16 protein-coding genes and 8 pseudogenes are annotated in these 25,258 nt (G+C 57.8%); 11 read left to right on the top strand and 13 right to left on the bottom strand.

The window, feature by feature from the left end:
- Positions 1–18: 18 nt before the first annotated feature.
- From Atro_RS22610 to Atro_RS22580, 7 genes are all read right to left on the bottom strand, one after another.
- Positions 19–420 carry a histone-like nucleoid-structuring protein, MvaT/MvaU family gene (locus Atro_RS22610; protein ID WP_497927968.1) on the bottom strand — a complete coding sequence of 134 codons (402 nt, stop codon included), beginning with the start codon at positions 418–420 and terminating at the stop codon, positions 19–21.
- Between the two features lie 307 nt (positions 421–727).
- Entirely contained in the window at positions 728–871 is a 144-nt protein-coding gene (locus tag Atro_RS22605) for a hypothetical protein (protein ID WP_497927967.1), read from the bottom strand.
- A gap of 1,025 nt (positions 872–1,896) precedes the next feature.
- Entirely contained in the window at positions 1,897–2,199 is a 303-nt protein-coding gene (locus Atro_RS22600) for a hypothetical protein (protein ID WP_497927966.1), read from the bottom strand.
- 16 nt (positions 2,200–2,215) lie between these two features.
- Positions 2,216–2,485: a hypothetical protein gene (locus Atro_RS22595; protein WP_497927965.1), complete on the bottom strand. Its 270-nt coding sequence runs from the start codon at positions 2,483–2,485 to the stop codon at positions 2,216–2,218.
- Between the two features lie 779 nt (positions 2,486–3,264).
- A complete protein-coding gene (locus Atro_RS22590) occupies positions 3,265–4,440 on the bottom strand; it encodes an RNA-guided endonuclease InsQ/TnpB family protein (RefSeq protein ID WP_497927964.1) in 1,176 nt (391 codons plus the stop codon).
- 562 nt (positions 4,441–5,002) lie between these two features.
- Positions 5,003–5,848, bottom strand: a complete 846-nt coding sequence (locus Atro_RS22585; RefSeq protein ID WP_497927963.1) for a hypothetical protein — start codon at positions 5,846–5,848, stop codon at positions 5,003–5,005.
- Positions 5,849–6,042: 194 nt separating this feature from the next.
- Positions 6,043–6,282 carry a hypothetical protein gene (locus tag Atro_RS22580; protein ID WP_497927962.1) on the bottom strand — a complete coding sequence of 80 codons (240 nt, stop codon included), beginning with the start codon at positions 6,280–6,282 and terminating at the stop codon, positions 6,043–6,045.
- Between the two features lie 604 nt (positions 6,283–6,886).
- On the opposite strand from Atro_RS22580, the gene Atro_RS22575 reads away from it, so the two are divergent.
- Positions 6,887–7,501, top strand: a complete 615-nt coding sequence (locus tag Atro_RS22575; protein WP_497927961.1) for a DUF4113 domain-containing protein — start codon at positions 6,887–6,889, stop codon at positions 7,499–7,501.
- Here the strand turns inward: Atro_RS22575 and Atro_RS22570 are convergent.
- Positions 7,420–8,319 (bottom strand): RepB family plasmid replication initiator protein, encoded by a 900-nt coding sequence (locus Atro_RS22570; RefSeq protein ID WP_497927960.1) that lies wholly within the window; start codon positions 8,317–8,319, stop codon positions 7,420–7,422. The genes Atro_RS22575 and Atro_RS22570 overlap by 82 nt on opposite strands.
- 1,206 nt (positions 8,320–9,525) lie before the next feature.
- On the opposite strand from Atro_RS22570, the gene Atro_RS22565 reads away from it, so the two are divergent.
- From Atro_RS22565 to Atro_RS22555, 3 genes are all read left to right on the top strand, one after another.
- A complete protein-coding gene (locus tag Atro_RS22565) occupies positions 9,526–10,650 on the top strand; it encodes a ParA family protein (RefSeq protein ID WP_497927959.1) in 1,125 nt (374 codons plus the stop codon).
- 582 nt (positions 10,651–11,232) lie between these two features.
- The gene (locus tag Atro_RS22560; protein WP_497927958.1) at positions 11,233–11,694 is read left to right on the top strand and encodes a ParB/RepB/Spo0J family partition protein; all 462 of its coding nucleotides are present in this window, start codon (positions 11,233–11,235) and stop codon (positions 11,692–11,694) included.
- A complete protein-coding gene (locus tag Atro_RS22555) occupies positions 11,691–12,098 on the top strand; it encodes a hypothetical protein (RefSeq protein WP_497927957.1) in 408 nt (135 codons plus the stop codon). The genes Atro_RS22560 and Atro_RS22555 overlap by 4 nt, the downstream gene beginning before the upstream one ends.
- A 44-nt stretch (positions 12,099–12,142) precedes the next feature.
- Here the strand turns inward: Atro_RS22555 and Atro_RS22550 are convergent.
- A pseudogene (locus Atro_RS22550) lies at positions 12,143–12,502 on the bottom strand (RNA-guided endonuclease InsQ/TnpB family protein); the annotation flags it as partial.
- Here Atro_RS22550 and Atro_RS22545 point away from each other — a divergent pair.
- Positions 12,495–13,106: pseudogene (locus Atro_RS22545) on the top strand (RNA-guided endonuclease TnpB family protein); the annotation flags it as partial. The pseudogenes Atro_RS22550 and Atro_RS22545 sit on opposite strands and share 8 nt — an antisense overlap.
- 79 nt (positions 13,107–13,185) lie before the next feature.
- Here Atro_RS22545 and Atro_RS22540 read toward each other — a convergent pair.
- Positions 13,186–14,142: a DNA replication terminus site-binding protein gene (locus Atro_RS22540; RefSeq protein ID WP_497927956.1), complete on the bottom strand. Its 957-nt coding sequence runs from the start codon at positions 14,140–14,142 to the stop codon at positions 13,186–13,188.
- Between the two features lie 383 nt (positions 14,143–14,525).
- Here Atro_RS22540 and Atro_RS22535 point away from each other — a divergent pair.
- From Atro_RS22535 to Atro_RS22510, 6 genes and pseudogenes are all read left to right on the top strand, one after another.
- Positions 14,526–15,210, top strand: a pseudogene (locus Atro_RS22535) (IS630 family transposase); the annotation flags it as partial.
- A gap of 346 nt (positions 15,211–15,556) precedes the next feature.
- Positions 15,557–15,736, top strand: a pseudogene (locus Atro_RS22530) (PD-(D/E)XK nuclease domain-containing protein); the annotation flags it as partial.
- Positions 15,737–16,013: 277 nt separating this feature from the next.
- Positions 16,014–18,760: pseudogene (locus tag Atro_RS22525) on the top strand (M10 family metallopeptidase C-terminal domain-containing protein).
- 87 nt (positions 18,761–18,847) lie between these two features.
- Positions 18,848–20,051, top strand: a pseudogene (locus Atro_RS22520) (IS3 family transposase).
- Positions 20,052–20,090: 39 nt separating this feature from the next.
- Positions 20,091–20,333 (top strand): annotated as a pseudogene (locus Atro_RS22515) (transposase); the annotation flags it as partial.
- 218 nt (positions 20,334–20,551) lie between these two features.
- Positions 20,552–22,579: a di-heme-cytochrome C peroxidase gene (locus Atro_RS22510; RefSeq protein ID WP_497927955.1), complete on the top strand. Its 2,028-nt coding sequence runs from the start codon at positions 20,552–20,554 to the stop codon at positions 22,577–22,579.
- A 9-nt stretch (positions 22,580–22,588) separates the two neighbouring features.
- Here the strand turns inward: Atro_RS22510 and Atro_RS22505 are convergent.
- The 3 genes and pseudogenes from Atro_RS22505 to Atro_RS22495 form a co-directional block, all read right to left on the bottom strand.
- Positions 22,589–23,685 (bottom strand): annotated as a pseudogene (locus Atro_RS22505) (IS630 family transposase).
- A gap of 236 nt (positions 23,686–23,921) precedes the next feature.
- On the bottom strand, positions 23,922–24,380 hold the full coding sequence (locus tag Atro_RS22500) for a transposase (protein WP_497927954.1): 459 nt from the start codon (positions 24,378–24,380) through the stop codon (positions 23,922–23,924).
- Between the two features lie 123 nt (positions 24,381–24,503).
- Positions 24,504–24,920, bottom strand: a complete 417-nt coding sequence (locus Atro_RS22495; RefSeq protein ID WP_497927953.1) for a helix-turn-helix domain-containing protein — start codon at positions 24,918–24,920, stop codon at positions 24,504–24,506.
- Positions 24,921–25,258: the final 338 nt, after the last annotated feature.

Here is a 25,258-nt window from a genome sequence, read left to right as displayed (position 1 = left end):
ACGAGCTACAGGCCGGCTTCAGCCGGCATTGGCCAGCGGTTCTTCTTGTTGCGCGCCTTCAAGCCAGCTCTCTACCACTTCGGCCCCGAACTGCTCCTTCCAGGCCTTGAGCGTGCGCTGGTTGCCACCCTTGGTGGCCACGACTTCGCCGGTATAAGGGTTGCGGTAGCGTTTCTCCTCGCGCGGCCGGCGTGGTTGCTTTGGTTGCTTGGCAGAGGGAACACTCTGCTTAGCCTGCTGCGGATCCAGCAGCAGGTTGATGTCGCGCAGGGTCTTTCCATGCTCCTGCATCAACTGGCGGAGCTTTTGCTCGAACTCCAACTCCTCCTGCAAGCGCTCATTTCCCTTCAGGGCATCGAGCTTGGCTTGCAGTTCATTGAGTGCTTCTTCGGCAGCACGAAACTCCAGGATCTTGGACATCTAAACTCCCTCGTCGATTAATTATGCCTAACGGCAACATATTACTACTGCAGCTGTTGCCTCGAGCAAATGAAAGCTCACTTGATTATTCCACTGAGCTGCAACAGCAAGTGTCCCACGACATAGCCCGCACTGGGCCAGCCCAAATACCAGGCTATTGTTTTCAGGCGCTCGTACATGGCGTTTATCCTTGAGGTCGATACTTTTTAAGCCGCTTGCTCTGGCAGGGAACAACGCCTGGCCAAGCGTGAGCCGGTGAAGTTCATTTCACTACCGCTTCGGCAAGACCCAACTCCAGATCGGCCCATCATTCCCGGGCAATCACCCGATCACGAAGATGCATGGCCACCTCGATCGTGAAGAACAGGCGCTCAAGGTCGATGCCCTCCTCCAAATCGGCCAGCAGCCGCTCGGCGACCACTTCGGGCTGGCGTCCGTTCGCGCAGCGCACACAGCTCGGCGGCGATCACCGCCCGCTGGGCGATGGTCAGCTGTCGTCGGTGCAAATTGAGGCTCAGCACTCGAGGGCGTCGGCTCCTTCGAAGGAGCGCGTACGGGCTCTCGCCCCAGCTCCAGGCAGGCGCGATAGCGGTTGCGGTTGCGGTTGCGGTTGCGGTTGCGGTTGCGGTTGCGGTCATCGAGGATCTGCTCTTCGAAAAGGATGAGCGGTTCGCGCTGCCCGTGGAGCTCTATGTCTTTGGCGAGATGGGTGAAGTCCTCATCCTGCAGGAGCGGAAAGAAATTGGAGAATGGGTGGAACTCGAGTGCTTGAAAGTCCATGCCGGATGCCCTGAAGGAGCCCGACCCGGGGAAGCGTGCTTCAGGGCGCGCGGCCAGGCCAGACAGTGGATGTCGAATGCTCTAGCAGGACGTTAAACAAGAACGTTCGCAGCGTGTGGGCCTTTCAAGCCACAAAATGGCCGGAAATTAACTTCGGCAAGCCTCAAAAGCAGAAAGGCCACCGTGGGGGTGGCCTTTTGCTTAGCACTGGCTTTCCAGATGCCGGATCAATTTTTCCAGTTCGGCCTTATCCGGCTGCTCACGGACGAAGCGGAGAGTGTCATCCGAAAGAACCTCCATTACGCCCCATTCTATATCCCGGAAGGTTTCATGGGGCTCGGGGGGAGCGACCCAGTAGGGGAAGCGGCGTATGACATATGGATTAGAGTTCTTCATATATATAAATTCCCTTTCTCAGCTGTGTCTGAGGAGGATGCCCTATTTTCAGCGGTTTTTATGTGCGCGTCGTCATTGTGCGATTTGGTCATGTCGAGCACCCATCTCGCCCGTCAATTAATGTCCACTCGGTTAACAAGAAAGACTGCCAATTACAGGCCTCCTCGAGAATTGCCGCAAATAAATTAAATGCACATTGCTACCGTTTCAATAACCTTATGCTTGCCTTGGCAAGCTCCAATGGTCAATTCAGCTTAACATTACCATTGGAACGCAGTCAGAAAAATCCTGCTGGCCAAATCAGACGTAGTGCGGGGGAGCTTTTGGCGCCAGCCACAACGCAGTACGGGCTGCGTCCAGGGCCTCGGCGAGGAAGGGTATATTGTCCAGGCTGCCACAGATCACGGGCTTCGCGCCTTCACGATCCGAGGGCAGCGTAAGGGTGACGTCCTCGGGAGCGTCCAGGTCGACGGTGAATGAGTAGCGAGGCAGCGGCGAGAGGACCACCGTTGCGATGGTTCCAGCGAAGGTCACGGTCGCGTCGAAATGGCGCCTCTGGTGCTTGAAGCGCACCTTCAGCATTTTTGCAGCAGAGGCATCCATTTTTAAAACCTCCCCGTCAGTTCAAACGCACATTTGCAATCGTGCGCTGTACTGTTTCCGTTGCCTGGCTCTGCTGGGCGGCCTCGCTGATGAGAGGCACCTGAGCCGACAGCAAGGCTTGCCGCGCACACTCCGCACATTTGCTCCACAACGCGGCAGCGATCACGTACCGGGCCAATATATCCAGGCTCTCCAGATCGGACTTCATGATGATCGTCTGGCGAGAGACCGCAGTAATACGCAGATCATAAGCTTTGCTGGGTTCGACGTTATTTATCATTTCCATGGTCTTATCCTTAAATGTCCATGCGAGGCATTGCACATGTGCAATGACCCTTTTTCAAACTCAAAGAGTGTCTGAACAGGTGGATCGATTGGATAACCGCCTGTCTAATTCGAATACCAGGCTTACGGTCCTTGTATTTTAAATTAGTCAGGAAGTGCAAGGCAATAAAACATTGTCGCTTATCGCACAGGTATAAGCTTCACGGGCCCGTTTGAAAGAGAGGCTGGTGTAACTTAAAAAACATGCGTTGCCGGGCCTTTGAGGGTCGAGGGTGATCTCGAGAGGGCCATGGTTGAAAACGGATATGAAGTTACTCTGAACATGGTCGTGCTCACTTGCACATGTAAATACATTTTTTAAGTGCTCCGATAAGTATGGGTAATGGACCTTTTCGAACTGAAAGTAGAAGGCATCCAAACAATGGTCGCGATTGAAGGCCAGTTCCGCCCCGAGAATGCCTAACTCGCTTAGTTCATAGGCAGCGATCCTGAATAGCGGTCCGCCTGTGTAGGAATGTCCAATCATTGGGTCCAGCGATTTGAACGTATTTCTGATGACCGGAAGTGTTGCGCCAATATCCAGTCCGATTACCGCTGGTTGGATAGGACACTGAAGCGCGTGCTCAGTGGGGTCACGGAAGGCTCCTTGATTTGATCTCGATTACGAGCCTTGAGTGTGCATGTCGATTTCGGCCGTGTGCGGTCATTTCAGGCCATTTTCTGGCTTGAATTCAGTGTTTGTGACTGCTCCCCGCCCTATCGGGCGAGGCTTCCCACTTCTCAGGCTGCAACCGGCGACACACCGGATTTATGCAAGCCTCGATGGGCAGAGACGGACAGTCCTTCCGCCTTCAACTTCAAAATGCCTTGTCGCTTGATGTTCAGGGCAGCATTGATGTCACGGTCATGAGGGGTGCCACAATCGGCACACTGCCATGCACGGACACCCAGCGGCATCGACTCTGCCTTGTAGCCGCATACGTGGCAGGTCTTCGAGCTGGCGAACCACGGGTCGATCCTGGCCAGGTGTCTGCCCTGCACCTTGGCCTTGTACTCCAGCTTGATCAGCAGAGAGTGCCATGCGGCATCGGCAATGTGTTTGGCCAGCTTGCCGTTTTTCAGCATGTTCTTGACTTGCAGGGTCTCGACGATCACCGCTTGGTTGTCGCCAACAATCGTGTGAGACAGCTTGTGCTGGAAGTCATTTCTGGCGTTGGCCACGCGCTCATGGGCCTTGGCCAGCTTGAGGCGGGCTTTCGCCCGATTGGCACTGCCCTTCCGGCAGCGCGACAGCGCCTTCTGCTTGCGCCGAAGGTTCGCCCTGGCACGCCTGAGAAAGCGCGGGTTGTCGATCTTGGCACCGTTGGAGTCGATCAGCAGGTGGGTCAGGCCCACATCGAGACCCAGCACCTTGCCTGCGTCGAGCGTCGTCAGCGGCGCCGGGGCGGCCTCACCGGTATCAACCAGGAGGGAAGCGTAGTACTGGCCGGTAACGGTGCGGGTCAGCGTGATGCTTTTCAGCTTGCCGCCCTGGGGCCGATGAATCCGCGCCTTGATCGGCCCCAGCTTGGGCACCTTGATCCAGTCGTCACCGACCTTCACCCCCACGCAGTGATAGCTGGACTGCTTGCCGCGTTTGCTCTTGAAGCGCGGATACCGGGCCTTGAGCCTGGGGTTGAAGAAGTTCTGGAAGGCCTTGTCGAGGTTGAGGCACGCCTGTTGGAGCGCCATCGAATCCGCCTCTTTCAGCCAGCCGTACTTTCGGGAGGTCTTGGCGACCGGCAGCAGCTTCTTGATGTCGTGTCTGGCACTCAGGGACTGGCCGTGGTGCTTGTAGCGGTGGGACAGGATGCGAAGAGCGCTGTTGTACACGAACCGCACGGCACCGAACTGGCGATGCAGAAATTCCGCCTGTTCGGAGGTCGGGTAGAGGCGTACCTTGGTGGCCTTCAGCATGAATCACACCAGAAAGCTGGATAAATATATAGTATTCAGCCCAACGGCTCCGTCAACCCTTGCGTCCCTCAGGCGTGCCCTGCACGCCCCGCTTTCCTCCCCGCCCGAATGGGCGAGGGTTCTCGCGGATTTTTGCTGAACGCTTCGTTTTTTGGCGGCTCGGTGCTGAGGGTCGATCGCCGATCCCCGATCAGCTTCTCCTGGTTGGGAGAAGGGGCCGAACCGTTACGCGACGGTGGCGAACGAGTGCAGTGGCTGTTTGGGAATGCTGTTTGATCCAAGGCAAAGGCTTTTCAACCGGAAAGGTTGGTACTGGAGGCTATTTAAAATTCGACTTATCGACGTGCCGTTTTCCGTATCGCCGGTTTGTGTGCTGAGCGACCTGCTCGATTGGCCGGAATGGGGGGCTGTTCAGGGAGCGCTTGGAAGTCTTGCTAGCGGCTCTTTGGCCTTGGGGAGAGGAGGGTTCGGTGGCTGGGTTTCCGTCAGGCACGACAACGCCTCGCCAGGCACGACGATAAAGGTTGGGGAGGGGGCGCCTTTTCGGTTTTGCCGGCGAGCGCTATCCGGCGCCGGAAAGGATGGCGTCTGCCATGGCATTCAGCTCGGCGGCCGGGAGCGAGGGATGCTCGCTCTTGAGCCGGAGCAGGATTTCATGTCGCAGCAGCTGTTCGGGCATCCTGCTGTCGTCGAGGGGGGCGGTTCGGACCCGGAGTCTGCCGTTGAGTGCCGCCGCCGCTCTGCCCTGCCCTCGCAGGTTGCTCCTCCTGGCCGGCGTGCGGGCGGTTTGAGCCTTGGCGAGTTCGAGGGCATGCAGCTTGCGCAGGCGCTTCTTGCGTGCCGCTTTCCGGGCCAGGGTATGGGCAAGCGAGAGTCGGAGGTGTTGCCAGAACAGGTCGGTGAACTTGATCAGCACCCGGGTGCGCACAAGCTGGATGCCGTGCTCGCGAACGGCGATGCGTTCGAGCCGTCGGGTGAGGTAGCCAACGCCCTCGAGCCGCTTGAACAGCCGGTTCAGGCAGGCCGGTGCGAGACCGGCATCGCGGGCCAGGTTTTTCTGGTTGTTGAGGCGGAAATTGCCGCCCTCATCCAGCCAGCCGAGCACGCCGGTGGCCAGATCCAGGCGGGCCAGCAGGGGATTGGCCACTGCCGCCAGGTTGTTGTAGACCTCGATGCGGGTGACGCGCTCGCTGCCGTTGGTGGAGATCATTCTGGGCAGCAGCTGAGTGCGTGTCTGGGCAATCGATTTCAGGCGTGCGAGCGCTTTCTTGAAGAACGGCAGCTTCAGCTGGGCCTCGGAAAGCCGTCGTTCATGGCGCGGATCAGCGCCGGGATCAGGGCGGGGCGGGGCGCGTAGTGCCGCAGCCGGGGATGCGGGGTGCAGGTTCTTGTGCGCTAGCTTGGCCATCGTTTCCTCACCGGATCGGTGGCGAGGGAAGAGGCGGCTTCATCCTTGCACAAATCTACAGGCAAAGTCATACTCCAACTCACCAAATGGCTGGTTGTCATTGGGGTAGGAACGGTCGCGAAACAGTTGACCTACCCATGGTTCTGCAGAAGGCCCGGTTTGCGAGACCGGGCCTTCTGCTTTTCTACGTCGGTTTAACTCATCAAAACCGTCACTTTCTTCATTCCCACGGCCATAGCGTCGGTCAAGGCCGCATCGCAGTGCTTGTATGTTTTGACACAGGTTCGGCGCGCATAGGTCAGGCAATCCTTGTCGCCATCCACGCGTGCAAACTCGAGCACCCACGCCTCTTGATCCTCGGCAGGGCGGATAGTGGCATCGGCAATAAAACCAGCGCTGACGTGCGCTGCTACGACTGTCCGGTCAAAGACCATGGCGCTCACTCCTTGAGCCTCGAAAGGCGACGTTGAAGCAATCTATCCATGATGCGTCATTTATAACCGTCAGTGCAAGATCGCATCTTTTTTGTGCAATTTCGTACATAAAGCGGTTAGAAATTAACAAGATCGCCACTATTTTGCCTGCACACATCCCAATGCAGCGGGCGTAGCTGGGCTGCATCCAGGTGTTCGGCTTCGAGAATGGCCTGTTCCTGGCTATTCCAGACGGCTTCGAATGTCGCTCTACGCCGTTCCCCGTATCGAAAAAGACGAGATCGAAGGTCGGCGCGCCGTAATGCGACGACAGGTCGCGGACCCAAAAACGGCGCCCAGAGGTGGATGGAACGGAAGGTGAAGACTGCATCAGGTTGCTCGTGGTGTGTGAAAGACGAATCCGTTCTCTCACGAGTTAGAGAAAACCCAAGCGGGCCTGCCGGTGGGCTTCACTGGCTGTGAATCTTGGATTAGATTTTTACTGTATAAAAACACAGTAAGCAATGGAAGATGAACGCCCACCTAATCGCCAGCCTCTCCCAAAGCCCTTAACCTCAGCCTCTGCCTCTGCCTCTGGGTACTGCATAGCCTGGCTGGGCGGTAGTTGCTCGGAACGAAAGTTTTCTCCCTCGAGCAGTTGGAGAGAGCTGTGGTCATGTTCACCGCCCACGCTGCGGCTGTGGTCAAGCTGCGCCAGCAGGCGAGCCTCGCCAACTGCCTGCAGGTGTTTGCCGGAACCAGCCTGTTCAGCCCGGGCGATTCCTACAGTGGCTCGCGGATCATTGCCCTACCCTATCCCACCGACGATACGCGCGATCTGGTTCAGGCAGCGATTGGAGGCCTGCGGGCGCTCTACCAGCCTGGCCCAGCCTATGCGAAGGCAGGAGTCGTCTTCTCCCAGTTCGTCGAGCACGGAACAATCACAGGCGATCTTTTCGCCCCCAAGCCCAGATCCAACAGCGAACAGCTGATGCGGGTCCTAGATGCGATCAACGCCAAGCATGGGCGAGGGACGGTGCGTTTCGGGAGAGAGAATGCCAGCGGCTCTTGGGTCATGCGCCAGGAGTTGCTGAGCCCTGCATATACCACCTCCTGGCAGGGATTGCCGAAGGCAAGGTGCTTTCTTTTCAGCGGCGATCAGCTCTCCAAGGGAGACAACTTGAACTGCTCGCGCAACCGAACCTCTGCTGCCTCCAAGGACTCGTCACGCTGCTGGTGAGTACGGATGAAGTCGAGGGTGAACCACTCAGGAGCATTCGGGCGAGTAGCAAGCAGCGTCGTTGACTTCGACTTGGCTTTCCTAGGCTTTACTGCGGGCTTGTCCGGCTTGGGCAACAGGCGCATATCTTTCAAACTAATATCGAAAACAAGGTGCGTGACTGCACGCCCCTGCTTGCGCTCGCTCCAGGAAACTTCGAGGTCAGAGAGTTCATTGATCTGCTTTACGGCGGGTTCAAGCAAGTACCGCTTCAAGGCCGATAGCTTCTCATACATATCCTCGATCTGGAGCATCCGTCGGAACTCTTGCATCGTAAAGGTACGTTGCCCCAGCTTCTCGTATTGGAGCAGCAGCTCATACAGCCGGATTGCATGTGGACTTGACATGCGCCCGATGCGATCCAGGCGGTAGGAGGTAAACTCGGCCTCAAGGCGAGTCAGGTAGGGAACGATCTCGGGGGCAAAGCGCATTTGAACAGCCCCGGCGCCGTCGATATAGGTCTTGCTGCTAATCCAGCGGATGGAGTTATGCCGTCTTGCACCGGTCTCTGGATGAATGTCGTAGAACGTGATTTCCCGCTCATACAGGGTGTTCAGAGCCTTCTTTAGCTGTCCGTACACCGAGTCGGGCCGCATACCAAAGAGTTTGCAGAAACGCTTGGCTTCCAAGGTCACATAACCATCAGAGAGGCCTGTTTGCGTTTCCCGAGCCTCGACAATTGCTGCCAGAACCATGCGCTGCTCAATCAGATCGAGCCGGTATCCCGCCTCGATAAGTCGATTCGATTTCACCACAAGATCAGTTGTACTGGTGTTCATCCAGACGGCACTCCTTAGCGTCTGGCGCGAATGCTAGATCCACCATGGATAGACGTCAATTTTCTATATCCATAATGCTCTCCTATTTTTCAAATAGCCGACCGAAAATTTCTATCCTTCACCGGAAATTTCTATCCTATATACCGGAATTTCCTATCCTTTAGACCGGAAAATTCTATCTTTTAACCGGAAAACTCTATCCTTTGGGCCTCTGGAGACCGCATCAGCCGTGGCTTTCAGCCCTCCGAAAAGCTTTAAAAGCTTTAAAAGCTTTAAAAATCACAACCTTTAGCTTCACAAGGGCTTAAAAGCCTCAAAGATTTCCCCGCTTTTGACTTGCCTAGCCGTTGGAGAGAAGAAGTGCAGGCCGGAAATCTCTATCCTTTGGGAGGTGATGCTTCATCCTGGTGACCGGAAATTTCTATCCTTTAAGGGACTGGATACCGCCCTCCTGGTGACCGGAAATCTCTATCCCTTTGGAAAGGTGAATGCCGCCCTCCCAGGAACCGGAAATTTCTATCCTTTGAGGCACTGGATACCGCCCTCCTGGTGACCGGAAATCTCTATCCCTTTGGAAAGGTGAATGCCGCCCTCCCAGGAACCGGAAATTTCTATCCTTTGAGGGACTGGATACCGCCCTCCTGGTGACCGGAAATCTCTATCCCTTTGGAAAGATGAATGCCGCCCTCCCAGGAACCGGAAATTTCTATCCTTTGAGGGACTGGATACCGCCCTCCTGGTGATCGGAAATCTCTATCCCTTTGGAAAGGTGAATGCCGCCCTCCCAGGAACTAGAAATTTCTACCCTTTGGAAGACTGGATGCCGCCCTTCAGGTGACCGGAAATTTCTATCCTCTGAGGCTGGGGGCCACCATCTGTGCGACCGGAAATCTCTATCCCTTCTTTAGGCACTTTCGTCCTTTGCCTTTTCCGGGTACCAGCTCGATCTCTACCTTGCCAAGTCAAAAAACTGTAGACGCTATAGCGTTGGAAGCGCTGCTGCCAATCCAAGCGTGCTACTCGGCAGCGAGAAGTGCTTGATGGAGTTGAGGATCTGGATCCGTGGCAACAGCTCAAGCCTCACCCGGACATATCTGGAGAATTCAGGAATTTTGAAGAAAAATGTATCACAACCTGAATTTTCACTTTAAAAAATGAATAACCCTATTATCATCTTTGCCATACCCACCCATGGCCGAGATTGACATGAACGTTCAGAGTGAATTGCCGGAAGAAAGTGCCAACTTTGTAGACTTCAATTCTCTTCTCTATCCGCCTCAGTTCGCGGCCGAATGCTTTGGCCTGACGACCCGAAGGTTAAAAGACATTGAAGAAGAAAATGGAATCGAGATTCGTCGGATACCTCGTGGCACCGCCACGGCCAGGGCCTATACGCTCGATGACATTTTCACAATCGCGGCCCTGCGCCGGGCAAAGGGGTATGCCAAAGGCTTGCAGAGGCAGATCGTGGTTTCCACCTTTGTTCAGAAAGGAGGTACTGGGAAAACCACTACGGCAGTCAACTTTGCCATTTATCTTCAGTTGGCCGGCCTGAAAACCCTCATTATCGATAATGATCCCCAAGGCGACTCGTCGTGCATGCTTGGCTATGATCCAGATTTGAGTGAAACAGACCTGAAAGCCATGGGAATTCCTGCTGACCGCCTTGTCGATGGTCATCTCGGTAACCTTGTTAGCCCTCTGCTTCGAATGCGCCCATTCCCAGGCAAGACCCTCAATGAGGTAATTAAAAAGCCCTTTGGTGAGAACGGTGTTCACCTCATTCCATCCGATGGTTACTTGGACGATCTTGGCGTTGCCCTAGATGCCGCGAACAATAGCGACTTCTGGTATGCGCAATGGATTGAGGCTGGCAACACGGGAGGACTGCCTGACTGTGATCTTTCCATTTACGACGTCATCATCTTTGACAATGCGCCTGCTGCATCCAGGTTAACCAAGAACTCCGTCGCTGCCTGCGACCTTCTGCTGTGTCCTATTCGTATGGATAAGTTTTCCTTCCGTGCGTTGATGCGATTACACGATTGGGTGGTTCGCTTTGCGCAGGACTATAAGCGCTCTCCTGCGCTTGCGGCTTTGCCGACAATGTTTATCAAAAACCGTAGGCGCCTTCTTGAGAACCTAGTGCTTCTCAATGAGCTCTTCCCTGATCGGGTTACGGACGAAAGGCTCTACTTTTCCGAGGATTACGGTAAAGCCCTGGACCAGGGGGTTCCATTGCTTCTCTGGAAAGGAGCGACATCCAAAACATTCGAATCAGCCAGGACTGTCTTCGGTGAGATTCTCGAGCGTATGCGAGCGATAGCCTGATCCTGGGACCGTTCAAGGTGTTGCTTGAAGCAACAGTGTTAGCCCTGCCGGGGTGTTGCTTGAAGCAACAGTGTTAGCCCTGCCGGGGTGTTGCTTGAAGCAACAGTGTTAGCCCTGCCGGGGTGTTGCTTGAAGCAACAGTGTTAGCCCTGCCGGGGTGTTGCTTGAAGCAACAGTGTTAGCCCTGCCGGGGTGTTGCTTGAAGCAACAGTGTTAGCCCTGCCGGGGTGTTGCTTGAAGCAACAGTGTTAGCCCTGCCGGGGTGTTGCTTGAAGCAACAGTGTTAGCCCTGCCGGGGTGTTGCTTGAAGCAACAGTGTTAGCCCTGCCGGGGTGTTGCTTGAAGCAACAGTGTTGGCCCTGCCGGGGTGTTGCTTGAAGCAACAGTGTTAGCCCTGCCGGGGTGTTGCTTGAAGCAACACCCTTACCCCCGAGTGACCTGTTGCTTCAAGCAACAGCTGAACATGGAGAATTTGGAGTGAGATCTGACGACTATCCAGGCCGTAAAAGAACGGCAGGAATGGTGGGGCTAAGGATGCCAGCAACTGCACCGCAACCGACGGAACAGGTATCAAGAGCTCAAATGCTTGCCATGAGCAAAGAAGATGATGGCCCTGCTGAGGCTGCTGTAGAGCTCGTAGCCAAAAATGACTCACAAACGACTTTGGTAGAGCTCCCTGTCGAGGCGATCAAGACCTCCCCCTACCAGCCACGTCTGACATTCAATGAGGCTGCCATTGAGGAGCTGGCCAACTCGATCCAATCCATAGGTCTGATCAAACCTTTGATTGTTCGCCCCATCGGATCGAGTGAGTATGAGCTGATCGGTGGAGAACGGCGTTGGCGAGCCCACAAGCTTGTGGGGCTCAAAACGGTAATGGCTTACGTTCGTCCAATGAGCGATGCCATGGCGAAAATTCTGGCCCTCACGGATAACGAGGGACAGGAGCCACTTACTGAATATGAGCGTGGCCGCAGCTACGCCATATTCTGTCCTCTGGTGATGAGTCCAGTCAGCGAGCCTTGGCCAGGCGGTTGGGTGTGAATGTTTCCATTGTCAGTCGTTGCCTGCTTCTGATGGAGTTGCCAGAGGAGGTACGCAAGATTCTGGACAAGAATCCTGGCTTGATCGGCGGCCTGAAGGCCAAAGAGTTCATTGAGTTTGGAAAAACTCATCCTGAACTGCTGCTGGAGGCGATCATCGCGATGTGCGACGAGGGCCTCAGCCAGGTGCAGGCTCTACGCTGGATCAGCAAAAAAATTTCCGAGCAGCAGGGTAATCCGGATCTGTCGAGAGTCGTATCGAAATCATTCACCGGGCTCGGGACGATGAAAATTGACGGGCGCAAAATGGAATTTCGCTGCGAAAAGAATGTGAACATGGAAGTGTTCAGTGAACAGCTGGCCGCGTTCCTGGAAACGTTGACATCCTCCCCTTCCTCTCGCTGACGCTCGCCGCCCAAGGGCGGAAAGGAAGGGGATTCCTACCGTGTTCAGCCCGACAGGGCTGACTCACCTCGGTGGGTTCCTGCTGCTGGCGGCCTTGCTGCACCGCTCACTTTACAGGCTAACCGGGCGTGTCCCGCCCTTAGCACATTGATGGCGCCGACCAGATCGGCGTTTTCCTCGAAGCCGCACTCGACGCAGGCGAATCGCTCCTGCGTGCGGCGGTTCTCCGCCGATACATGCCCGCAGGCTGGACAGGTGCGACTGGTGTTCCGCGGCGGCACCGCCACCAGATGGCCACTGCTCCACGCCAGCTTGTAATCCAGCTGGCGGCGGAACTCAAATCAGCTCTGGTCCAGAATCGCTCGGTTGAGCCCTGACTTGGCCCGCACCTGTTCGCTCGGCATCGACCTGGGGCTGAAAGACCTGTTCGTCACCAGCAAGGGCGAACGATTCGGCAATCCCCGCCACAGCGCGAAATACGCCTCCCGTCTGGCCCTGGCCCAACGCCGGCTGGGGAGGAAGCAGCCCGGCTCGAAGAACCGCGCCAGGGCCCGACGGAAAGTGGCCCGTATTCATGCGAAAATTTCCGATTGCCGAGCGGACGGCTTGCACAAGCTGTCCCGCAGACTGATCAACGAGAACCAAGTGGTCTGCGCCGAAACCCTTGCCGTGAAGAACATGATCCGCAATCCGAAACTGGGCAAGGCCATTGCCGATGCCGGCTGGGGCGAGTTTGTTCGCCAGCTGGAATACAAGGGCGGGTGGGCCGGTCGGCAGATCGTCCAGATCGACCGCTGGTATCCCAGCTCGAAGCGCTGCTCCTGCTGCGGGCATACCCTCGGGCGCCTGCCGCTGGATGTTCGCCGCTGGAGCTGCCCGGAATGCGCAACCGAGCATGACCGCGACGTGAACGCCGCGATCAACGTGAAAGCCGCCGGGCTGGCGGTGTTAGCCCTTGGAGAGAACGTAAGCGGCATGGGTCAAGTATCCGTGTCCTGTTCTCGGTGAATTGGGAATCCCCTTCCTTCAGGGAGGGGAGCAGTCAAGAAGCGTGGTTGCCAAGCTGGTTTGCCTGGAGGGGAGGCGGTCAGTATTCGGTGTTCCGATAGGTTGAGGCGACATTCGCTTCCTCGACCTTATTGGGTGAAATTTCCTCGGTTTCTCGCCGACGACTGGATAGGAAGAGATCCCGGTTGGGTAAAACCTCTATCCGGCGCTTTTCATCAGGTCGCTTGGCTTGACGCGCATTACGATCGAAGTTTTTCAATTCCCTCATCTCGAAAGTATTTTCTCCAGCCATGACGAACATTGGCAGGTTGGCGTGGATCATCGCGTCATAGCGTGAGCTGTCGGTGAACCACAGCATGGCACGCGGATGGGGCGCTACCGACTTTCGCTCTGTAAGTACTTCAGAGTCGGCCATGTTCACCAGAGTGCGCAACTCTAGGAATTCTGGGGTTTCTTCGATCTGCAGACCTTCGCGACCGGCTCTAGCTTCGGCACTTGCCTGAAGTGTTTCGCGCACCTTGGCGGTGGAGACCCTGCCGGTGGCGGTGGTGTGGCCTGCCCAGGTGAAGGTGATCAGCCGCGGGGCTCCTTCGAAGCACTGGATGTGGCGCAGCAGCTGCTTGGTGTTGAACTTGGCACCCAGTGCTCGGCGCATGAGACGGGGGCGGGCGGCCGGCACGAGATTGAGCTCGAGGCGCAGTTTCTCGATGGCTGCAGCCACTTCATCCTTGAGCGCGTTGATTTGGCGGACCTTTTCCAAGACCGATTCGCTGACTACGAAGTAGCCTGGCAGGCGTATGACGGTACCAGGTGCCTGGCCGAGGTCGCGCTCGAATTCAACCAGTGCCATTTGTGTCGCTGCCACGGCTTCTTGCCCAACCAGGCGTTCGACCTGGATGGTATCGGGGGTCCGCTGTTCTGTGAGCAAGGGGAGCCGCCAGACCATACCTGAGACAACGTGGTCGGGCCAGATGAGGTTGAAGTCGTGCAGTGCGCCGCGCAGTCGGGCAAATGTGCTCTGGATCTCTTTGTACATGGAGGGGCTCCTTAGCTGATAATACCATCCCTACATATTCAATCTTAGCATGCCCCCTCACGCCTGACCCGTTTGGCTGTTCTTCCTGCTTGGCCAGCTTTTTTCTTGCTTCTTTCTCTCCTTTCTTCTTCTTTTTTCTTGAGTTGTGGGGAGAAGGAGGGGAGGAAGCTGCTTTAGGTGGGAAGTTGGTTGGGTAGTATAGGGATGGTATTATCATGCAGGAGAGTCTGTTTCTGATCCGCTTGGTCCTCCAATCTCGGCAAGAGACTCCAGATGTCGTCCAAGCTGTTTGTCACGGACTATGGTCTGATGGCCCACCTGCAGGGACTGAGTAACCGTCTTCCGAGTCACGGTTGCCATGTAGAGGAAGCGGCGAATCTCGAAGCGCCCGCCCTGATATTCGGGTCAGCCTGGCGACGGTATGGACGTTTCTCGACCGGCACGGCATGACGTTCAAAAAAAGACCGCGCATGCGGCCGAGCAGCAGCGGCCGGATGTCCAGGCAGCCCGACAGGAGTGGTTCGAGGAACAACCCGGTTTCGACTGGCGCAAGCTGATCTGATCTTCGTCGACGAAACCGCCGCCGCGACGAACCTGGCCCGCCTGCGAGGCTGGGCCCCTCGCGGCGAGCGCTGCCTGGCCGCGGTCCCTCACGGTCACTGGAAAACCACGACCTTTACCGCCGGCCTGCGCGTGGGCGGGCTAACTGCTCCGCTGGTGCTCGACGGCGCCATGAACGGCCCGGCCTTCCTGGCCTATGTCGGGCAGGTCCTGGTTCCCGAGCTGACGCCCGGCGATATCGTGGTGATGGACAACCTGCCGGCCCACAAGGTCGCGGGGGTACGCCAGGCCATTGAAGGCGCAGGAGCCACACTGCGCTACCTGCCTCCCTATAGCCCCGGCCTGAACCCGATCGAGATGGCCTTCTCCAAGCTCAAGGCGCTGCTGCGAAAGGCGGCGGCGCGGACCGTGCCGGAGCTGTGGCAGAGCATTGGCGAGGCAATCGGGCAGTTCTCGGCGCAGGACTGCAGGCACTACTTCGAGGCAGCCGGATATGAATCGGGATAAGGTAAAAATGCTCTAGGGCCTGTTAACACTACTCCGCGCGGTCGCGACGGAGCCTGTTTTTGCGCGGAGTTAGGTGCGAGGAGAGAAGTTTGGTCATTCCAAATGAACGACGAGCAACGACGCACTGCGCAAAAACAGGCCCGTCCCTGTGGGTTGCGCGGCAAATGGCGCCATGCGTCGTTGCGGGACTTGGCAAGGGAATGCCATTCCCTGCGTCCCGCGCCTCGCCTGGCGCCATTTGGCGCAGCAACGCGGCTCGCGGAGAGTAGTGGTAACAGGCCCTAGCGCATGACGCCGAAGCGTTCATGCGTAGGATGCGCGGCAGTTTTGCTCAATTGCTGGAATAGGCCAAGTCTACTTGTTCGAGTTCAAGGTGGTGGAGCTGGTGCCCGAAGGCAAGGCACTGCAGCAGATCCGCGAGCGCGGTTATGCCGAGAAGTACCACGCGCCGATTCACCTGATCGGCGTGGAGTTCAGCCACAAGAGTCGAAGTGTGGTGGGGTTCGAGGTAGAGCAGGGCTACTGACCACTTCGCGCAAGTAGACGTTGGTGAGATCCAAGGCTAGCGGAGTAAGGAAACAGCTGGCCGGGTTAAAATTTACGCTACAAGGTTGGGCACTTTGCTCAAATCAAAACGGTCACAGATCTGCTTGAGTTCACCCCCCTAGTAAGAACCCTTCTGAGCAGGAAAGTGGCGAGCGGAGCAGCTGTCTTGAAAGGCTGCTGCGAGTTTGCAATTGGTACCCACCAAGGCATCCCACATGGGGTTTCTGCAAAACATCAAGCCAAACAAGGATTGTTGAATGGTTATATCGACACTAAGCAGTAACGTAACGCCCTCCACGCCCCGCGCGGCCACCGGCAAGGTGCTCGTGGACAACAAGAGTGCCTACAGCCCCAACGACAACGACCGGAACATCGAGGACATGCTCGTGCAGCCCGACGGCAAGGTCTTGCTGCTGGGCCGCAGCTTCTACGGTTCCGAGACCGTCATCCGGCTGAACGCCGACGGCACCCTCGACACCGATTTCGGCGACCTCGGCAAGGTCTCCAGCGACTGGGGCAGCAGCCTGTCCCTGCAAGCTGACGGCCGTATCCTGGTGGCCGGGTTCAGCGCCGATCATGACTTCGCGGTGAGCCGCCTGAACACCGACGGCAGCCTCGACACCAGCTTCGGCGAGGGCGGCAAGGCCAGCGTCAATTTCGACGGCGGAGGCCTCGCCCGTGTCGTGGTCGTGCAGCCCGACGGCAAGATCCTGCTGGCCGGCTCCGGCGACGGCGATTTCGGCGTGATCCGGCTGAATGTCGATGGCAGCCTCGACAGCGGTTTCGGCGACCTCGGCAGAATTATCGTCGATATCGCCGGCGGCGAGGACCAAGTCGACAGCCTCGTCGTGCAGCCCGACGGCAAGATCCTGGTGTCGGGCTCCAGCTACAACCCTGCCACTGGCGGCTGGGACTTCAGCGTGATGCGGCTGAATGCCGACGGTAGCCTCGATACCGGGTTCGGTGACCTCGGCAAGGTGGTCGTCGATCTCGGCATGACCCACGCGAGCGACGACAAGAGCTACGGTCTGTTCCTGCAAGCCGACGGCAGGATTCTGGTCGCGGGCACTGGCTACTACGAGCATTACCTTACCCACAACAGCTACTACGACGACTACAGCTTCGGCGTGATCCGCCTGAATGCCGATGGCAGTCTCGACAGCGGTTTCGGCGACCAGGGCAGGGCCATCGTCGATCCCGTGGGGGTCTTCGATGCGAGGAGCGATGCCATGGTACAGCCCGATGGCAAGATCCTGCTATTCGGCGGCGGCAGCTATGAGTACCAGAACACCATAACCCGGCTGAACGCCGATGGCAGCCTCGACACCGGCTTCGGTAACGACGGCTTTCTCACCTCCCCCTCCAGCGACGAGCGCTATTCCAGGCTCGCCGTCCAGTCCGACGGCAAGATCCTCCTGGCCGAAGGGCACTTCACCGCCGAATCGAGCACCCTGGAAGATGATGAGCCCTCGGGGGAGTGGGATTTCGGCGTGATCCGTATGAACGCCGACGGCAGTCGTGACACGAACTTCGGCGACCTGGACGATGGCATCGTTCTCGTCGAGGGTGGCGACGGCAACGACGAGCTGATCGGCCGCCGTCACGCCGACATCGACGAACTGCTCCTCGGCAAGGGTGGCGATGACATTCTGAACGGCGGGGCAATGCTGCCTTTCTTGGCGGCGACGACATCCTCGACGGTGGTGCCGGGCGCGACAGTTTGACCGGCGGCGACGGCGCTGACCTGTTCCGTTTCTCGAATCGCGCAGACAGCTACCGTACTGCCAGCGAAGGCTTCGCCGACCGGCTTCATGACTTCGACCCCGACGAAGATCGCATCGATCTCTCAGCGCTTGGCTTCACCGGCCTGGGCGACGGCTACAACGGCACCCTGGCCGTGCAGGTGAGCGGCGAGCGCACCTACCTCAAAAGCTTCGAGGCGGATACCGAAGGAAGGCGTTTCGAGGTAACCCTGGACGGCGACTTCGGCGGCCAACTCGACGGCGGTCAACTGATTTTCGCGCCGCAGTTCCTTGAGGGCAGCACGGTCGGCGAGCACCTGAGCGGCACGCGGCTGGCGGAGATCCTTGACGGCGCGGGCGGTGACGACCGCCTGCACGGCGCCGGCGGCGACGACCTGCTCGATGGCGGCTCCGGACGTGACCTGCTGATCGGCGGCAGCGGCGCCGATGTATTCCGCATCGCCAGCCGCGAGGACAGCTACCGCACTGATAGCGAGAGCTTCGCCGACCGAATCCGCGACTTCGACCCCGACGAGGATCGCATCGATCTCTCGGCGCTCGGCTTCACCGGCTTGGGCAACGGCTACAACGGCACCCTGGCCGTGCAGGTGAGCGCCGAGCGCACCTATCTCAAAAGCTTCGAGGCAGACACCGAAGGACAGCGTTTCGAACTTACCCTGGACGGCGATCTCACTGGCCGGCTCGACAACGACAATGTGCTCTTCACCGCCGTGACTCTTAAAGGCAATGCGGTCGACGACCTGTTAATTGGTACCGCGGCGACGGAAATCCTCCGCGGCGCGGACGGCGACGACTACCTGCACGGCGGCACCGGCGACGATCGCCTGGATGGCAGTGCCGGAGGCGATAGCTTGGTCGGCGGCGCCGGGCGCGATGTTCTGAGCGGCGGCAGCGGTGCTGATCTGTTTCGCTTTGCGGGCCTCGAGGACAGCTACCGTACCGCCAGCGAGGGCTTCGCTGACCGGATCCGTGATTTCGAGAGCAGCACGGATCGCATCGATCTCTCGGCGCTTGGCTTCAGTGGTCTGGGCAACGGCTACAACGGCACCCTGGCCGTGCAAGTGAGCGGCGAGCGCACCTATCTAAAGAGCTTCGAGACAGATGCGGAAGGACGGCGTTTCGAGATTGTCCTAGATGGCGACCATGGCGATCTTTCTACCGAGGATTTCCTCTTTGCCGCACCGGTGGCGGACTTCGAGTTGATCGGTGTCGCACAGTCTGAACAGGTTGTCTGTGGATGAGTCCTCAGAAACACTGAACACCGTTTCCCCCTTACCATAAGGGATAGGCAAACGGTCGTGTTTATGACTACCAGCAAAGACAGATACATCGAAGTGCTCGGCCAGGAGCGGCGTCGCCGCTGGAGCGTCGAGGAGAAGCTCGCCATGCCATGGTGCGCGAGAGCCTGGAGCCGGGACAAAGCGTCTCGGTGGTGGCCCGGCGCAACGGCATCAACCCCAACCAGCTGTTCCATTGGCGCAAGCTCTACCAGGACGACAGCCTGTCGGCGGTCAGTGCCGGCGAGGCCGTGGTACCCGCCTCGGAGCTGGCCGATGCCTTGAAGCAGATCCGCGAGTTGCAACGGCTGCTGGGCAAGAAGACGATGGAGGCGGAAATCCTCAAGAAAGCTGTCGAGGCGGCCCGCTCGCGAAAATGGATTGCGCACTCACCCTGGTTGCCGGGGGACGACCAGTGAAGCGGGTCAGACGAAGTCTCGGTGTGTCGCGCTCGCAACTGACGGCTCGAATCAACCAGGCTCTTGAGGAACGGAGACCTCGTTCCCAACAGACGCTCGACGATGCGGCATTGGCGGATTGGATCAGGGGCACGGTTTCCAACTTGCCCAGTTACGGCTACCGCCGAGTGTGGACGCTTCGGCGTCGACAGGCCGAGCAACAGGCTCAGCCGGCCGTCAACGCGAAGCGGGTGTACCGGGTGCTGCGTGATCACGGGTTGCTGCTGGAGCGGCGCCGCAAGCGGCCTGGCATCGCGCGTCGCCATGACGGTCGTGTGGCGGTCAAGACGAGCAACACCCGCTGGGGCTCGGATGGCTTCGAATTTCACTGCGACGATGGCGATCGCCTGCGCATAACCTTCGCCCTGGATGGCTGCGACCGGGAGGCCATCAGTTGGGTGACCAGCCCTCACCGCTACCGTGGTGACGATGTTCGCGATGCCATGCTCGAGGCCGTCGAGAGGCGCTTCGGCCAGACGTTGCCGCCCGCACCGATCCAATGGTTGAGCGACAACGGTTCGGCTTACACCGCCGAGCAGACCCGGGCCTTCGCCTGGGAGATTGGCTTGCTGCCGCTGACCACACCGGTCTGCAGCCCTCAGAGCAACGGCATGGCGGAAAGCTTCGTGAAAACGATGAAGCGCGACTACATCGCCCACATGCCCAAGCCGGATCGCCTGACGGCGCTACGCAATCTGGAGATTGCCTTCATGCATTACAACGAGGAGCATCCGCACAGCGCCTTGAACTACCGCTCGCCTCGGGAGTTCAGGCGGATGACTGCGACATCAACTTAACGGGGTGTCGGTGTCCGGTTTGATAGGGGCAAGTCCAGTCAAGTCATCTGGCAAATTGCGGCCCGGCGCAGCACCTACAGGAAACATGGCAAGCGCAGCGCCTTGTACAAGGCGATCCGCAAGATCGAGAAGGCCAAGGCTCAGGCACGCGCCAAGGTCGAGCACCAGTTCCTAGTGATCAAGCGGCAGTTCGGCTACGTCAAGGTGCGCTTCCGTGGTCTGGCCAAGAATACGGCGCAACTGATAACGCTGTTAGCCCTGTCAAACCTGTGGATGGCCTGACGGCATCTGCTGGCCGAGGCAGGGGAGATGCGCCTGTAAAAGGCAGAAATCAGGGCAAGGCCCAGGTTTCTGGAGGTACCACCTGGTTTTGGTCGGTGGATGGCGGGTTAGTTGGGCCATTGCCGGGGTGGCGCTGGCTTGTTCGGAGTTTCCTTAAGGCGTTGCTGCATTCAGCAACATCCCATTATGGAAAAATAACTATAAATCAAGGAAATACAATGATTTCTTCACAAATACTACAATCGCGACTCAAACGTGTTGCAAAATCCAAGTGGTCCTGGCTGACCACCCTTGTTCTAGTGATTGCCGGCACATACATCAGCCTGCAGATCAAATCCGCGATTGACAGTCTGAAGTACGCTTTGACCCCCCCAGAACTACCGGCTTACGTTGATCTGGGCCAGCCTGTCGAGCTGAACAACACTGTCTGGAATGGCAAGGACTCGAGCTGGTTTCACCATGCATCTCAAGGTACTGCCACTCTGCCGATTCCATATGACTGGCTGATTGCCCTCGAAGCGCCGAAAAGCAACCCCTGGTTGGTGTTCTTTGGATCAGAAGAGCCATTTATGGAGGAGTACATACTCCACATGGGTTTTATTCGCTCGCAGAAGTCTGAGTGGAATCCTGATGGCCTGCCTGTCGGTATCGCCAAGACTCCCAGCATTCGCTTTGAGGGCATTGACCGCAAGGCAGCCGCTGCCGGATTTACCTGTGCCGCCTGCCACACAGGGCAATTCATTCATGAGGACAAGCGCTATATCGTGAATGGTGGTCCAGCCATGATTGACCTTGGCCTGGTGACCCGCACGCTGGGTGCCGCTATCGGTCAGACTGCATTGTCAGGGAAATTCTCAGTACTTGATGGCCGCTTTAATCGCTTTGCCAGAAGGGTGCTTGGCAGCAATATGAATACAGCCAGCCGCAACAAGCTCAGAGAGGAGCTGGAGGCTATGGTTGCAGCCCTTGCAAAAGACTCGGATATCATCGATGTCACTGAAGGCTTCACTCGCCTCGATGCCCTGAACCGGATCGGAAATCAGGTTTTCAGTCATGATACAGATGTTGCTGGCAACTATACGCCGATTGATGCACCAGTGAATTATCCCCACATCTGGACGACATCCTGGTTCAACTGGGTTCAGTATGATGGCTCCATCATGCAGCCACTGATCAGAAATGCCGGTGAGGCTTTAGGTGTCGAGGCCTATGTCGACACAAAAGGGCCTAAAGCCCAGCGTTTCGCTTCATCCATCAACTACCACAATCTGGTCGGAATAGAATCCTGGCTGGCAGGATCAGACCCTCTGGAGAACAATCGCTTCAACGGGCTCCCCGCTCCCGAGTGGCCAGAAGCACTGCCAGCAGTCGACATGACTAAAGCCTCCAAGGGGAAGGCACTGTATCGGGAGCTCTGTCAGCAGTGTCATCTGCCGGCAATCACGCCAGAGAGCGATTTCTGGACTGATCAGTACTGGCGTCCCATCAAGTATGTTGACCAGTACCAGAGCGCTAAAGAGACCCCTGCAAAGTATCTGCACGTGAACATCATTCCGGTAAACACGATTGGTACAGATGTCGCTCAGTCCATCGTTCTGGCAGAACGCACTGTCGACACAACGAACGTGGACCTAGACACTCAGGTCTGCACCCTGGTGAGTACTGGCAGCGATCAAGGGGAACAAGCCTTGAAGTTCGTCAACCTTGACGATAGTGCAACATCTAACTTCGGTTTGGCCCTGGGAGCATTAGTGAATCGCACCAATCAGCAGTGGTTCGATCAAAATTATATTCCGGTTTCATCTAGATCCCAAATGGAGGGGAAACGGCCCAATTGCCTACAGGTTGGCCAAGGCTACAAGGCCCGGCCACTGAATGGTATCTGGGCAACAGCGCCATATCTGCATAATGGCTCAGTACCAACTTTGTTCGATTTGCTTTCCCCTTTGAAGGATCGTCCTCAGTTCGTACAGTTGGGAAGCCAGGTGTTCGATCCCAAGAATGTTGGGATTCTGCAGGATTCGGATGCCGTGGGTTTCGAGGACAGCTACAGTGTTGGCTCTGGAGAAACGCCTGAAGATTTCATTCCGGAATACGAGGGTGGTTTGTTCTACTTGAATACCCATGAACTCGGGAATCATAACACCGGTCATCTGTTCACGGATGATCAGATCAAAGGTCGAATCGGCAGAGCACTGAGTCAAGAGGAGAGATACCAGCTGATCGAGTATCTAAAGACCCTCTAGTGTGGTGAATCACAAGTTCGCTTCACTATTTCTTTGCAAGGCTCGAGCAGCCCTGCCGACAGAGGCCAGGATTTCACCTGCTCCCTTACTCCAGCGGAAGGGCCTTGGATTCTGGTTGTAGGTCGCCAGGTAATACTCGATGGACTGCTCGAGATCCTTCACGCTGGTATGGGCCTGGCGCTTTATCCACTTCTGGGTGAGCATCGAGAAAAAGCGCTCCACCCGATTCAGCCATGACGCAGACGTCGGGGTGAAATGCACGTGATAACGCGGGTGCGCGACAAGCCAGGCGCGCACCTTGTCAGTCTTGTGCACGGCATAGTTATCCATGATCAGGTGGATGGCCTTGTCGCTCTCGACCGTTTCCTCGATGGCCCTGAGAAACTCCAGGAATTCTGCGCTGCGATGACGGCGCTTGAGGCGTCCGATCACCTCGCCGGTGGCCACATCCAGGGCGGCAAACAAGGACGTCGTGCCATGGCGCTGATAATCATGGGTACGGGTCGCCGGATACCCAGGCTCCAACGGCAGCCCCGGCTGTGTTCGATTGAGCGCCTGGATCTGGCTTTTTTCATCGACACACAGTACCAGCGCTTTATCAGGGGGATTTAGATAGAGCCCGACGATATCCTGCACTTTGTCGACAAAGGCAGGATCGGTGGACAGCTTGAAGGTGTGCTCCAGGTGGGGCTTGAGCCCGAAGGCTCGCCAGATACGCTGTACGCTCGCCGGTGAAATATGGGTGGCCTTGCTCATCCGGCGCGAGCTCCAATGACTGGCATCGTCGGCCTGGTCTGCCGCACCCGGTCGACCACTTCCTGGACCTTTTCATCACTGATGCTGCGTGGGCGGCCTGAGCGCGGCTCGTCATTGAGGCCTTGCAGGCCCAAACGGGCGAAGCGAAGGCGCCACCTCGAAACGGTTTGCGCCGTAATGCCAAGCCGTCGAGCAATGGAAGAGCCGGACTCGCCTCGAGCGCAGGACAGAATGATCTCGGCGCGCAGCTGCATATCGGCAGGCCCCTTGTGCCTGGCTCGGCGGCGGGTGAGTTCGGCATGCTCTTGTTCGGTCAGTTCGATCCGAACGGCTGGGCGGCCTGTTTTCATCGCATGCCCTCCGAAAAAACTCTGCCAGCTCCGCTGGTAGACAAGACTTATCCTGAGTAGTTGTGATTCACCACACTAGTTGGGCGATGGCGGGGTGTTGGTCTAGGGCGTCCGTCGTCTTGGCCAGAGCGTTAAAAGCTCGGGCTCGCCCATAGCATGAACGGCGGCCTTAGCCGCATCCAGTGATGCGATATGTCCGTGATATTCCAGCATCGACATCCCTCCCTAGTGCCGTTTCAACCAACATCCTGTTCAAGCGGTGGGAGCTGTTCACAACCGTAATAGGTGCAGACTCGCTCCATCACCTCGGCGATCGTCAATGGGCGTTCGGGTTCATGGATCGCCCGCTTGCCATGCACCCAACTGGGCTCGATCCGGTTCAGCCAGGGGCTCTTGCTCGGCAGGCGGCAGGTTACGATCCGTACGCCTCCCTCGGCCCTGGCCCGGCGGTTGTGCGCCCCGATCCAGGCCCGCACCCGGTGGCTGACATGCCAGCTGGCATTGTCCCAGATCATCATCAGCGCCTTCTTCCCCTCGCTCGCTAGGAGCCCGCAGACCCACGCCAGGAAGTCCTCGGTCACCTGGCTGACCGGGCGGCCCTTGACGAAGCGCAGCAGCATCTGCCCCGTGTCGGCGCGCAGCAGGCCATAGCAGCTCAGCGCCTTGGGTTCGGCATCCTGCGGATCCGCCGGCAACTGCTGCAGGCGCAGGGCCGGACCAGCGCCTCCAGGCCTTCAGGGACGGACGCGCAAAACGACTCCACCAGACCTCGTCCTGAAAACCCAGCACCCAGTCCGGGTGCGTTGTGGCCAGTTCGATCAGCCAGTCGCGTCGCTTTTTTTGAGCGCATAGTGGGGATCCGGACTGGTGATCCAGGTCTTGGCCCGCTTCCAGCCCACGCCCAGGCGCATCAGCGCCTGGCGGATCGACTCATGGCTCAGTTGCCGTTCGGTCAGCCCCTGCTCGAAGGCCACTTCGGCAGCCAGGCTCAAGGTCCACAAGCGGGTGGGTTTGCCGAAACTGCGAGGGCTGCGGTGCAACAAGGTGCGCAAGCGCTCAGCCTGCGTGCCCGCAAGCAAGGGATGGACACGTTTGGGCCGATGCGACTTCTCCGTCAGGCAAGACAACCCCTCGGCGGCAAAGACCCGCAGGGTGTTGCGTACGGTTTGCGTGGCGCAGCCGAACAGGGCGGCAATTTCCGTGGCGGTCTTGCCGTCGGCGCTGGCCAGCAGCATCTGGCAGCGTCGCAGCGTGAAGGCCTCACGAGCGCGCAGACCCGCTTGCAGGGCCTGCCGTTCCTAGGCACTCAAAGGGCGAATGAATAAAGGTGCTTTCATGGGCCATAGCATCGCCCGACGCCGCATTTTACACAACTACATCTATGAAACTGCACTAGCGCGGCGGCGCTCACCAGACCGGACAGCGCACAGCCGAGCAGGAACTCTGCGCGGGCCGACAGTGATCTTGTCCAGCACTCGCGGACACAGGCTTAACTTAACGGTTTTCATCAACCTTTACGCCCCTCAGGCATGCCATGCACACCCCCGCCTTCCTCCCCGCCCGATTGGGCGGG

It is taken from the genome of Azotobacter tropicalis (assembly GCF_059739045.1).
The sequence above is the reverse complement of the archived record's forward strand: the minus strand, read 5'-3'. Positions and strand labels throughout refer to the sequence as shown.